Source organism: Neobacillus citreus (genome assembly GCF_018343545.2).
Taxonomy (GTDB): Bacteria; Bacillota; Bacilli; order Bacillales; family Cytobacillaceae; genus Neobacillus; species Neobacillus citreus.
Window position 1 is genome coordinate 1 of the sequence record NZ_JAGYPE020000080.1, and the last position, 13,027, is coordinate 13,027.

The following is a 13,027-nucleotide window of genomic DNA, read 5'->3' on the forward strand; positions in this document are numbered from 1 at the left end:
AAGGGCCGCTTAAATACAAACAACTTATTCGTACCTTAAGGCTTGGATAGGGTTTAGTTTTGACGCTTTATTGGCCGGGAACACCCCGAAGATGACACCAACCACCAGCGAGAAGAGGAACGAACCAATCATCACCGAAGAGGTGAACGACACTGTTAAACTAAACAGCGATGACAGCAGCTTTCCTAATCCCACGCCGGCAAGGATCCCAATCAATCCCCCGACGCCGCTTAATACAACCGCCTCAATCAGGAATTGCAGCAGCACATCTCGCCGTTTGGCGCCAATCGCCTTGCGGATCCCAATTTCCTTCGTCCGTTCTGAAACCGAGACGAGCATGATATTCATGATTCCAATCCCGCCAACAAGCAGAGAAATTCCGGCGATTCCGCCCAACATCATCGTCATCGTATTCGTTACGGAGCTCATCGTATCCATCAAATCCTTTTGGTTAGTGACGCTGTAGGAATCGCTTTTGTTTGGATACATTCCAGCAAGCGCCAGTTTCACTTCATTCATGACCGCATCCATTTGGTCCTCGCTTTTTCCTTGCAAGTACACCTGGTTAATGGTTGTGCTTTTCACTAAGCGCTGACCAGTGCTAAGCGGAACGATAATGGTGTTGTCGCCGCCCTGTCCCATTGAACTTCCTTTTGATGCGAGCACCCCGACAACTTTAAAAGAAGTTCCTTCTATCTGAATGTATTGCCCGACTGGGTTTTCCGCTCCAAAAAAGGTGGATGCTGTTTCCGAGCCGATCACAGCAATTTTTTGCCGATATTCAATATCAAGGTCGGTGATAAAACGTCCTTGCTTAACCTTTGTGTCGCGCACATCCGAATAAGCGGCATTAGTCCCCGTCACCGATACCTGCGAAGCGGTTTTATCCTTTTTCACATTGACGCGGCCCGAAACAACAGGAGAAATGGCTTTGACACCATTCAATTTACTAAGTTCACTGATTTTATCTTCCGTTAAAGCTAAATCCGTTCCAAACGTATTGATGGTTAACAGGTTTGTACCAAGCTGATTAATCCTGCTGGTAACGTTCTGAGCCGAACCCTGGGCAATCGATACAAGCACAATCACTGAGGATACCCCGATAATCATCCCCAGCATGGTGAGGGCCGATCTGAGCTTATTGCTTTGGATACTGCGGAGTGCCATTTTAATAGATTGCCATATTCCCAATCAGCTCACCCCCATTTTCCAAAAGCTGTCCATCCTGGATGCTGACCATTCTCCCTGCCTGCTTCGCTATGGCCAAATCGTGTGTAATCAAAATGATGGTATGGCCTAATTCGTTAAGTTCTTTCATTAAGCTAAGAATTTCCTTACTTGTCTTGCTGTCAAGGGCACCTGTTGGCTCATCGGCAAGAAGGATGGAAGGATTTCCGGCCAATGCTCTGGCAATTGCAACCCGCTGTTGCTGACCGCCGGATAGCTGGGTAGGCAGGTGCCCGGCCCGCTCCTTCAAACCAACCTTGCTTAGGCTTTCCATTGCTCTAGCTTTCCGTTCCTTTGCCGGAACACCTGCATACAACAATGGCAGTTCGACATTTTCAAGAGCCGTTAATTTTGTTAACAGGTTAAAGTTTTGAAAAATAAAGCCAATTTTTTGATTGCGGATTACCGCCAACTGGTTATCATTCATCTTGCCAATGTCCTTGCCATCCAACAAGTACTTTCCGGACTGGGGACGGTCAAGACAGCCGATCATGTTCATCAAAGTTGACTTTCCCGAACCTGACGGGCCAATGATCGCTAGAAATTCCCCTTTTTCAATTTCAATAGATACATTGTTTAAGGCGTGAACTGTTTCTCCGCCCAGCTTATAGGTTTTCATTAGGTTGGTGATTTGAATAATTGGTTGACCCATTACTGACTACTCCCTTCTGAGGCCGTAAAATTTCGGAACGGAACCATTTGCCTGCGCATTAGTTCCCGCTCCTTTCTCCGCCGGACCGCCATTGTCCACCTCCGTTGCTGCGATTAAAACCGCCCATGCCGCCCATGCCGCCCATGCCTGCTCCAAACCCGCCTTGCATCATTCCGCGGGTATTCGTGGTAGACGAGCTGTCTGTCGCCAATTGAGGTAACTGAAGGATATCCCCTTCTGAAACACCTTCTGTGATTTCTACATAATCTTCATTTGCTAACCCGGTTTTTACCGTTTTTTGTTCTGATTGACCATTTGAGCTGTTTGAAGCAACGATGACATATTTCTCACCATTTGCTGTATGGACCGCATCAAGTGGAACATAGAGGGCATCCTTTTTACTTGCTGTCAGAATGCTGACTTCCGTGCTCATGCCGACTTTCAGGTTATCAATTTGATCAAAATGAACGGTGACATCGAATGTGGACACACCATTGGATGATGTCCCTTCATTAGCCACTGCCGACACTTTACCTGTGAAAGTTTGATCAGGCAGAGCATTAACCTTTATGTTTACCGCTTGTCCCACTTGAATCTTGGTTATATCCAGCTCATCGACCTGTACGACGGTTTGTAAGTCTTTATAGTTCGTTAAGTGGGCAACCACCTGTCCTTGTGTAACCCGATCACCTGCAGCAACAGAAAAAGAAGTGATCATACCATCTGCTGGTGCCGTGACAGGGTCGCTTCCATCTGTATAAGTGATTAATTCTTCACCTGCTTTTACTTCCTCACCGGGAGACCACAATACTTCATCGATAATTTTATTGTTTTCGTTTGACTTAATGTCAGTACTTGTCACCGGCTGGACCGCACCCGACCCGCTGATTTTCACTTCTAACTTACCTTTTTGTACGGTTGCAGTCCGGACTTGTGCCGATGCGGCTTGCGTGGCATTTTTGGAGTGATACCACTGATAACCGACATACCCCACAATCAGCACACTAATTGCAATAAGGATCCATTTTTTCATCTTTGCTTACTCCTTTTCATATCCGGTAAAGCCCAGCCGGAAACATATTTTTGGATAAGCCTATTATCAAATCCCTTCCTTAACTTTTCCTTAAAAAAAAAGACCTGAGTCTCGGAGCGGTAAACGTGTTACCGCACTTTGGCCAGGTCTCTCATTTCCTATTATTCTATTGGTCGGAATCAAACGAACATCTTTTTGGCTTTTTTGATAAAGATGACTGAGCCGATGGCGATGACAGCCAGGTATCCTTCAATAATCCACAGGTTTGTCATGTGGCCAACTTGCGCAAATACAATTGGAAAGTCAATCCCAGCATGGATGAGAACAGCCAAAATCACGTAGGAGAATTTCTTCTTTGAAACACCCAATAAAACTAGCAAACTTAATGCCATTTGCAGGAAGACTGCTAAGAAACGTTCAAGGCTGGCAAAGTAATAAAAGTCTGTTCCTTGACTTAGAATAGCATCTTTAATGGCTGAAACCTGGTCGCTTGGCAGCTGGGCCATTGAGCTTTCAAATGTTCCTGCATTGAGCATAACGGAAAAAATTAAAGCCTGACCACAAACCATCAGCATTAGAAGGATTGCCTCAATCCCGCCCCAGCCAATTCCAAACGAGATTCCGCCTTTATAGTCATGGAATTTTTTCAAAAGCCATGTAAATAATATAAACCTTCCCAATTCTTCAAAAAGCCCCGCTGCAAATGCGCCGTATGTTCCCCATGCCCAAGGATGGTCAGCATAATTGGGGAAGTTTGTGATTACAACCACATGCAAAATCTTTTCCAGCACTTGGGTGAACACAATAAAACCAACTGCCCCTAAAATCACCGGCTTTGCAGACACCCCGGTTCTCTTTCTATAGAACAAAATCAATCCAATAAATAATACAAACGAAAAGATAATTGGCACAAACATCGCAACAATCTTTGCCGTACTTACCATTTTAATCTCCCCTTTGAACCCTCTGTTTTTATTATTATCATTCTCAATAATGATAATAATATCTTTTCTAATATCTGTCAATTGTTATTTGGAAATTTTCTTTTATCGGGCTCTTCCCTATTAAGATATGAAAAAATCATGCAAAAGAATGAAGGTGCGGCATATGATAATAACATTCGCATTAATAGGTTTATGAGGCATGCTTTCGATATAGGACAAAAGAATCAGCTGCCGAGGGGAGGTTTTCTCTTGCGAAAAACATGGCTGTTAGGGTTCGGATTTTTCAGCATTAGTATCGGCTGGTCTTTGTATAATGGCTTTGTCCCGTTCTTTCTGAACGATTATCTGGAAAGCACGGCTTTAATTGGCTTTCTTATGACGATTGATAATTATTTAGCCCTTTTTATACAGCCCTATGTAGGCAGCCTCAGTGACCGGACCGAGACACGCTTCGGAAGACGCATGCCCTACCTGCTGATCGGCATTCCACTAGCAGCCCTCTTTATCGCGCTAATTCCTTTCCATCATAATCTTTTCACGTTAATCCTTTTCATGGTTGGTATGAACTTATCAATGGCCATTTTCCGCTCACCCACCATAGCCCTGATGCCCGACATTACACCAGAATATCAGCGTACCAAGGCGAACGGGATCATTAATTTCATGGGCGGCCTAGGGGCCATCTTGGCCTTCAGTGTGGGGGCATTTTTGTTTAATGTTCATGAATCCTTGCCATTTCTGTTGGTGGGGATGGTTTTAATCGTTACGTTATGGGTTCTGTTTAAAAATATTAAGGAAAACCGCGATTCTTTACCGGTTACCATGACGACTGCTTCTAAGATAGATTACAAAGGCGAACTGAACTCACCCACGATTTTTTTACTGGCGGCCATTTTCTTTTGGTTTGTGGCGATCCAAGGGATGGAGGCGTTATTTACCTTGTATGGGGTGAAAGAACTTGGCTTGTCGAGAAGTGATTCCGCCTTCTCGTTAGCGTTCTTTTCATTAAGCTTTGTCCTATCCTCGATTCCAAGCGGGTTTTTTGGCGCTAAATATGGGGAGAAAAAGGTAATCTTAATTGGAGTCATCGGGTTGTTCTTTGTCTTTCTCTTCTTAAATTGGGTGGACTCCGTGTTAGTCTTGAGGTTCTTTCTCGTCGCCGGGGGAATGTTTTGGGCCTGCATCAATATCAATGCTTATCCTTATGTGGTTTCAACGGGGAGTGAACACAGAAACGGGACCCGAACCGGCTTATATTATTTGGTTTCCTCCCTTGCTGCCATCGTATCCCCGCCAGTTTTAGGTCTGCTGATTGACCACTTTGGATTTAGGATGTTATTCTTTGCAGCTGCAGTAAGTATGCTGTTTGCGTTGGCCTGCATACTTAAAGTTAAGAATTTGGAGTCGGTCTCTCATTCAGTTCATTAAGATTCCTGGTTGGATTGTCCGCAAATTTGAACATTCTGTGACAAACCATAAAAACATTATCAACCATTAGTACCAGGTGTTAATTAACTCACTGCATTATGGAAACCCTATTGCTACAATGAGAAGGTGTAAATTCCTTCAAAATTAAAATGAAATGGGGTTTTTTCTTGAATTTCCCGCAATTGAAAATAGGTCACATGATGCCCAAATTTCCTATCATGCAAGGCGGTATGGGAGTAGGAATTTCTTTAAGTAAGCTGGCATCAGCAGTTGCAAACGCAGGGGGCATTGGAATTATCTCAGGAACAGGGATTACGGTCGAGGAAATGAGATTGCATATTAGAAAAGCGAGGGAAAGTATAACGGGCACTGGTTATATTGGTGTTAATGTTCTATTTGCCATGAATGACTTTGCGGAAAAAATGAAAGCAGCCATTGAAGAAAAGGTTGATTTCATCATATCAGGAGCAGGAATTTCAAGGGATATGTATGCCTGGGGTAAAGAAGCGGGCATTCCCGTCATTTCGATTGTTTCTACAGCAAGGCTTGCGAAGATGTCTGAACGCCTTGGGGCTTCCGCTGTTGTGGTTGAAGGCTTTGAAGCCGGCGGGCACCTTGGTACAGACAGGCCTTTATTCGATATCCTGCCAGAAGTAATAGACGCAGTGAAGATTCCCGTCATTGCTGCCGGCGGCATTTTGACAGGTGAGGACCTCGCTCGCGCCTTAAAGATGGGAGCATCAGGAGTCCAAATGGGCACTAGGTTCGTAGCCAGCGAAGAGTGTGATGCACCGTTATCATTTAAGGAAAAATATGTTCATGCCCGTCGGGAAGATACGATTTTGCTCAAAACCACAGTTGGCCTCCAAGGACGTATGATTAAAAACCATTTTACCGAACTCATTTCAGATGAGAAAAAGGTGAAAATAAAGCATTGCATTGATTGCCTGAAGAATTGTTCTTATCGTTTTTGCACACTGGATTCGTTGATTACATCCATGAATGGGGATAGTGAGAACGGCCTTGTTTTCGCTGGTGCAAGAGTTCATGAAATCAAAGAAATCCTGCCGGTCAAAACCATTATTAGCAACATTATGAGAGAATACGAAGCTTGTGTTTGAGTGCATGGGGACGGTTCTTCTGCCTCATTTTAAAAAATGAGCAAGAGAACCGTCCCCATGTTTCACTTTAGTAGGTTTTGAACTTCTTGCAAGTTGGGAAGGCCTGTCATAGCCCCTTTTTTTGTAGTGGCTAGGCCCCCTGAGACAGCAGCAAAACGGACGATTTCTACGATGTCTGTTTCCGATAGTTCCATAAGTGGTTTTGCGGATTCATTTATCGAATAAAGGATTCCGGAAACAAAAGCGTCCCCTGCACCTGTTGTATCTACGACCTTGCAATCGAGCGCCTCAACCTTTCCTGTCTTCCCCTTAAAATGCCAGATGCAGCCTTGGCCGCCTAATGTCACCAAGATAAGCGGCAAATCAGGCAATTGGGCAATTCCTTCCTCCCAGTTACTGCAGCCTGTCAAGAAGCTGAGCTCTTCATCCGAAACCTTTAATACATCCGCCATTGGAAGTGCAGTTAGGATCGTCTCCATCGCCTGCTCTTCGGAATCCCAGAGACCTAGGCGCAGATTCGGATCATAGGAAATAAGCATACCCGTTTTCTTCGCCTGTTTCACCGACCATAAGGTTGCTGACCTTGCGGGCTCACTAATCAACGAAATTGAACCAAAATGGAAAATCTTATGTTGTTGAAATAAAGACGGGTCTATTTCCTCTTTGCGTAAGAAACGGTCGGCGCTTGGATTAATGTAAAAACTAAAATGCCGCTCCCCGGATGGCTCTAATGTAACAAACGTGACCCCTGTTCTCGCTTCATCTGTAAACTCCATCGGACCGGTATTGACACCGTACCCGTCCAATGTTTCTTTTAGAAACTGCCCCAGCACATCATCGCCGACTTTTCCGATGAATGTGGCCGCTCCCCCCAGCTTGGCAATGCCGACAGAAACATTTGCAGGAGCTCCGCCGGGAGCTTTTTGATACGTTTCATTTTCCGCATCGAGTGGAATGAAATCAATTAACGCTTCGCCTAAACACAATACCCCGTTCATGATAACCCTCCTGCTATCTTTATTTTTTCAAGATCCCACTTTGTTAAATCAAAGATCGCGTTCCCTTTGAAGGAAATCGATAAATCGTCTGGTGCTGGAAAATAGCGGGCCGTATACACTTCCTCCCCATTGTTAATAAAAACTTCTATAGAAGAACGGTCCATAAAGATTTGCAGATTAGACAATGAAGAGAGTTTACATGTTCTGATTTCCGGCTGCTTCGTTTTAACATTCGTTCTTTGCAAACTCATTTCCTGTTTGTCCGCATCATAGCTTAGCACCGCTTCATTACGAAGGGTGACCTCGAATTTTCCTTTCCCTACCCGCACTGAATTCAGCAATAATTCCAATGGCGTGCCGTTGACACCAGCTAACTCCACCTGTTTACCTTCTACTTTTACATTCTGATGCCTTACCTGATTTTTCCGAAGCTTTTCAAGCTCCACTAACGGCCTTTGGTAGACTTTCTCACCAATTAGTTCCACTTTTCTTGGCAAGGTCAAGGCATGCACCCAGTTGTTTGAAATAGTTGGCTGTGACTGTTCATCCTCATCCGTAATCCCCATCCATCCATACAAAACAGTTCTGCCTTTCTCATCGGTAAAGGTCTGCGGGGCATAGAAGTCAAAGCCGCGGTCAAGCTCTACGAAATCTCCATGCCGGAACTTTCCATTCCTATAATCTAACTGGCCAACAAAATATCCAGATTGGAACAAATTATGATATAAATGCCCTCTTGGTTTCAGTCCTTGAGGGGAAACCAGCAAGACCTCTTTCCCATTCAAGTGAATAAGATCCGGGCACTCCCACATATAGCCGAAATTTCCCAAACCATTAAGTCCTGAGCCAGCCATTCTGCCAACCTTCTCCCAGTTATAAAGGTCCGTTGAAGTAAATAGGACGGCTTCCCCTTTTTCATCATGAGTTTGTGCACCGACAACCATATACCAGCGATCATTGCTCCGCCAAACCTTCGGGTCGCGAAAATGGGCATTGTAACCTTTCGGCAGCCTGAGTACCGGACCTTTTTTTTCAAAATGAATCCCATCGGAAGAAACAGCAAGACATTGATAGGTTTCGCGGGTCCCGTCTTCATTCTTGACATTCCCTGTGTAAAAGAGATAGAGCAGGCCATTCTCCTCCACAGCGCTGCCCGAGTAACAGCCGTTCCGTTCGTACCATTCTCTTGGTGCTAGAGCGATCGGTTCCAGGCGCCAGTGAACCATATCCGTTGAACTGTAATGCCCCCAGTACTTCGCTCCATGAGTGGTGGCAAACGGATTCCACTGATAAAATACATGGTAAACACCTTTATATTGAATTAACCCATTTGGATCATTTAATAAGCCAACCGGAGGCATCAGATGATAGTCTAACCTGTACGGATCGCTGCTGACCTTATCCTTATACTTTACCACTTCATTATAAGCCTGCTGCATCAGCTGAACTTCTTTTGCTGTCATAACCGTACCTCCCTTTAAAAAGAAAAGGCAAGAAACAAGCTTGCCTTTTTTTGACACTTTAAACCTTACTGTTCCATTTCCTTCTTTTCCTTATCTGAAAAACCAAACATCCATGTGAGGACAAAGGCAACTCCAATTGCTACAAGGTTAACTAAAATATATTGCAAAATTTGGCCGTTTAGATAAAGGAGTATTCCCGGAATAACGGTGACCGCCATCCCTGTTCCCTTTAAGCCCAAAATGGAAGCCAAAAATCCACCTGCTGCACCACCAATTAAAGCCATGATAAATGGTTTGCCGTAGCGTAGGTTTATACCGAAAATAGCCGGCTCGGTAATACCCAAGAATGCTGACAAGGAAGAAGGAAGAGCCAGCGCTTTTAATTTTGTAGATTTTGTCTTTAATCCGACTGCGAGGGCCGCTCCACCCTGTGCAGCAACTGCACAGGTTACAATCGCATTATAAGGATTGTTATGGTACTGAGCTAGCAGCTGAATCTCCAGCATATTGAATATGTGGTGCACACCGGTAATAACAATCAACTGATTCAAACCGCCAATCAACAGACCGCTGATGCCAAACGGCCAAGACAGAACCGCTGTTGCTGCAGATAAAATATTTTGTTCTACAATGTGAAAAATTGGCCCAACTACTAACAACGATAATGCTATCATTACAAGTAATGTCAGAAACGGAGTGACGATTAAATCCAAAGCCTCGGGAACACGCTTACGAATGGACCGCTCCAACTTTGCTCCAATGATTCCGGCGATAAAGGCTGGCAGCACGGAGCCTTGATAACCGACGACCGGAATCCAATCAAAGAATTTAAGCGGTTCGACATCGCCGCCGGCAACTCCCCATGCGTTAGGGAGTGACGGGCTGACAAGCATCAACCCAAGCACCAATCCTATGATTGGTGTACCGCCAAATACCCTAAACGTAGACCAAGCAACAAGTGCTGGCAGAAAGATAAAGGCCGTATCTGTAAGGATTTGAGTAAATAATAGGAAGTTTTGCGAGACATCCTCAGGCTTCATCCCGAATAATGCCAAAACCTGCTCCTGCATGACCAGGCCGCGGAGACCCATAAACAGACCTGTTGCCACGAGCACCGGGATAATCGGGACAAACACATCCCCAAAGGTTCGGATAGCCCTTTGAAATTTTGTGCCGCTTTTCACTGCCTCTTTTTTCTGTTCTGAGGCGGATTTGGTATCAAGACCCATGGTTGACACTTCTTCATAAATTTTATTAACGGTACCAGTTCCAAAAATAATTTGGTATTGTCCAGAGTTAAAAAACGCACCCTTAACTTTATTGATGTTTTCTACTTGTTCCTGGTTGATCTTTTCCTTATCATTGACCATGATTCTAAGTCTTGTTGCACAATGGGCAACGGACTGAATATTCTCCTTACCCCCGACTGCTACAATTACTTCTTCTGCAATTTTGCGATTTTCGGACATACTATTCACCCCTATTTTTTAAAGTGGAATCGATTACACATTTGCCAAAAAAAATAATTAGGTCTCTTTTAGTATATTTCTAAAAGCAGACTTTATCCTGGCCCGTTGTTTGTGGAATCGATTACATGTTTTAGAAAAAAATTTGGAATCATTTGTGGAATCGATTCCTCAAATACTTAAAAATTAGTGTAATCGATTAACATGATTTTATGGAATCGATTACACAATCATTATATACTGGCTCGTTCTAGAAGTCTATAACTAATTGTTTTCATTACTTCGTGGTAATTTCCCCCACTAATCTGTTCCAGCATTAATGACGCGGCCTCACGTCCCGTCTCTTCCATTGAAAAATCAATCGTTGTTAGAGCTGGAGTGATATATCTCGAAAGTTCCGAAGCACCCATTCCAGCTATTGCAATATCTGCAGGAATGGAAAGTCCAATCTGAGTTAAAAACTGCATGGCACCGATAGCAAGTCTGTCTGTTACAGCTACCACAGCTGTCGGCCTATTTTTTGAATGCCCGATGATTGATTTCATACATTCATAACCAGATTCAGAATTAAATTCCCCTTTTTGAACCCAGCAGTCTTCAACTGTTAAACTATTTTCCTTCATCGCATCTAAATAGCCGGCCTTTCGTAAATATCCTACAGCGCGGTCCTTTTCGTCAACACCAATAAAGGCAATCCGTTCATGACCTTTATTCATCAAGAGATGGACCATGTCTTTAGAAGCCTGATAATCATCAAAAACGACATTAGCAAGGCCAGAAATATATTGTCCAACTGTGACAAACGGGATTTTTAATTGATAAATTTCCTCCACCAAAGACCGATTGACATTTGTCGCCGAGAGAATAATTCCATCTACATGCCGGCTTTTCAACAGCTTTAAATATTCTATCTCCTTCTTAGGATCAAGGTTTGTATTGGCCAGAAGGATCTGATAGCCTTCCTTCGCTAAGATTTCATCCATCCCTTTAACAAGGCGGCTTGAGGTCTCTGTACTGATTTTCGGAAGAATGACACCAATGACCTTTGTCTTTTTCGTCCTAAGTGACTTTGCATTCTCGCTTGGAATATATCCTGTTTCTTTAATAACCTTTAACACTCTTCTTCTTGCTTCTTCACTAACGTACCCCGAATTATTTAATACTCTAGAAACGGTTGTCCGAGAAACGTTTGCCCGTTCAGCAATTTCTTTTATCGTAATCACAAATAACCCCCACTTCAAGAATTGGTCTTATGATTATTTTACACAAATGAGTTTGAAAGAAAAACGACTAGTTCATTGAAAAGCATATTCCTTTAAAAAATCATTTCCTCCATATCTGTAATATACACATTTATCCGTTTTTGTTTAGAAGGTTTGATTTAAACTATATAACTTTATCTATAAATATTTGAAATATGAGACCAATCGTTACAACTCGCAAGATAGGTTTTACATACTTCGGTTTAAGTTTTTCCGCAATGCGGACACCGATTTGTGCCCCTGATAGGGATCCGAGCAGGAGCGCCAACGTCATCGGCCAAATGATTTTTCCAGTAGAGATATAGGAAATAGCAGCGCCAAAGCAGCTGGAAAAAGTGGCGAGCCGCACCAAAGCCACCGCGCGAAGATAGGCAATATTCAAATAGCCGAACAAATAAAGCATCAGCGTTCCTTGTCCCGGGCCAAACAGGCCGTCATACAATCCGATTCCAAACAAGCCTGGCACACTGACCTTGTTCATCTTTAACGGTTCCGTGCCGGCGAAATTCCCTTTCCCCTTAAAGGAAGCGATAAAAGCGAAAATAAGCAAAATAATAGCGATGATGTACATATTTTCCCCCGATATATGGGATGCGATGAAGCCGCCGGTGACCCCGCCGCCGAGGCTGACAGGAATAATCCAGATTGCTTCCTTTAAGGAAATTTCCTTTTTTTTATAAAGATGGTAAAAGCTCGAAAAAGAACTAACCGTGTTGGATACTTTGTTCGCACCAATAGCAGAGTGGATTGGCAGCCCTAATATCAGCATGGCAGGGAGGCTGATGAGTCCGCCCCCGCCGGCAAGCGTCCCAAGCGTTGTGGCACAGATTCCAATCATGTAAAGCAAGATATATTCCATCCTTTACACCCCCTTGTTACTTCACTACCAGTATATTCCTGTCCCCTCGATAAAGAAATTTCACAGTTATTATGAAAAAGAATAAGAATTACTTATGGAATAGGCAGTCGGGGACCCCGCGGGATTCAGCCACATATAGTGTGTTTTAAGTTCAATGCCCATGTACTCGCAACACGGCCAATGTTTACCTCGCCAGTGACGATTTAAAGTATGTCACCGGGCAAACCTTGCAGTTAATGAAGGGGATTTCATCTTCTCATAAGAAAATGGCCAAGTTCATAAAAAATATTTGAAGAATTTTGCACTTTGAACAGCTGCCGGACTCTATCAAACTCTCATAACTACTGAAGCTTCCTCTTTTCTTCCTACCCGGTGTTATTAAGCCCCCTTAACTACCGATGCCTCCTCTTTCCTTCTCGCCCGGGTGTTATGAAACTCTCATAACTACCGATGCTTCCTTTTTCCTTCTCGCCAGGGCGTTATGAAGCTCTCATAACTACCTAAGCTCCCTTTTTCCTTCTCGTCCAGGCGTTATGAAGCCCTCATAACTACCTAAGCTTCCTTTTTCCTTCTC

At 43.8% G+C, this 13,027-nt stretch carries 11 protein-coding genes; 2 read left to right on the forward strand and 9 right to left on the reverse strand.

The window, feature by feature from the left end; genetic code table 11:
• Positions 1–24 precede the first annotated feature (24 nt).
• From KHB02_RS26670 to KHB02_RS26685, 4 genes are all read right to left on the reverse strand, one after another.
• Positions 25–1,191, reverse strand: a complete 1,167-nt coding sequence (locus KHB02_RS26670; protein ID WP_213147636.1) for an ABC transporter permease — start codon at positions 1,189–1,191, stop codon at positions 25–27.
• Complete coding sequence (locus tag KHB02_RS26675) at positions 1,169–1,879, reverse strand: ABC transporter ATP-binding protein (protein ID WP_277398395.1); 711 nt, start codon at positions 1,877–1,879, stop codon at positions 1,169–1,171. The genes KHB02_RS26670 and KHB02_RS26675 overlap by 23 nt, the downstream gene beginning before the upstream one ends.
• A gap of 58 nt (positions 1,880–1,937) precedes the next feature.
• Positions 1,938–2,912, reverse strand: coding sequence for an efflux RND transporter periplasmic adaptor subunit (locus KHB02_RS26680; RefSeq protein WP_213147637.1), 975 nt, complete (start codon positions 2,910–2,912; stop codon positions 1,938–1,940).
• 179 nt (positions 2,913–3,091) lie between these two features.
• Positions 3,092–3,856, reverse strand: coding sequence for a YhfC family intramembrane metalloprotease (locus tag KHB02_RS26685; RefSeq protein WP_213147638.1), 765 nt, complete (start codon positions 3,854–3,856; stop codon positions 3,092–3,094).
• A 249-nt stretch (positions 3,857–4,105) separates the two neighbouring features.
• On the opposite strand from KHB02_RS26685, the gene KHB02_RS26690 reads away from it, so the two are divergent.
• Together KHB02_RS26690 and KHB02_RS26695 are read left to right on the forward strand one after the other, a co-directional pair.
• A complete protein-coding gene (locus KHB02_RS26690; RefSeq protein WP_213147639.1) occupies positions 4,106–5,284 on the forward strand; it encodes an SLC45 family MFS transporter in 1,179 nt (392 codons plus the stop codon).
• Between the two features lie 149 nt (positions 5,285–5,433).
• Positions 5,434–6,405 carry an NAD(P)H-dependent flavin oxidoreductase gene (locus tag KHB02_RS26695; RefSeq protein ID WP_213147640.1) on the forward strand — a complete coding sequence of 324 codons (972 nt, stop codon included), beginning with the start codon at positions 5,434–5,436 and terminating at the stop codon, positions 6,403–6,405.
• 62 nt (positions 6,406–6,467) lie between these two features.
• Here KHB02_RS26695 and KHB02_RS26700 read toward each other — a convergent pair whose 3' ends face one another.
• From KHB02_RS26700 to KHB02_RS26720, 5 genes are all read right to left on the reverse strand, one after another.
• Positions 6,468–7,403: an aminoimidazole riboside kinase gene (locus tag KHB02_RS26700; protein ID WP_213147641.1), complete on the reverse strand. Its 936-nt coding sequence runs from the start codon at positions 7,401–7,403 to the stop codon at positions 6,468–6,470.
• On the reverse strand, positions 7,400–8,866 hold the full coding sequence (locus KHB02_RS26705; protein WP_213147642.1) for a glycoside hydrolase family 32 protein: 1,467 nt from the start codon (positions 8,864–8,866) through the stop codon (positions 7,400–7,402). Before KHB02_RS26705 ends, KHB02_RS26700 begins: the two co-directional genes overlap by 4 nt.
• Positions 8,867–8,931: 65 nt before the next feature.
• Positions 8,932–10,335: a sucrose-specific PTS transporter subunit IIBC gene (locus KHB02_RS26710; RefSeq protein WP_213147643.1), complete on the reverse strand. Its 1,404-nt coding sequence runs from the start codon at positions 10,333–10,335 to the stop codon at positions 8,932–8,934.
• A 230-nt stretch (positions 10,336–10,565) separates the two neighbouring features.
• Entirely contained in the window at positions 10,566–11,555 is a 990-nt protein-coding gene (locus KHB02_RS26715; RefSeq protein WP_213147644.1) for a LacI family DNA-binding transcriptional regulator, read from the reverse strand.
• 163 nt (positions 11,556–11,718) lie between these two features.
• Positions 11,719–12,453: a sulfite exporter TauE/SafE family protein gene (locus KHB02_RS26720; RefSeq protein ID WP_213147645.1), complete on the reverse strand. Its 735-nt coding sequence runs from the start codon at positions 12,451–12,453 to the stop codon at positions 11,719–11,721.
• Positions 12,454–13,027 lie beyond the last annotated feature (574 nt).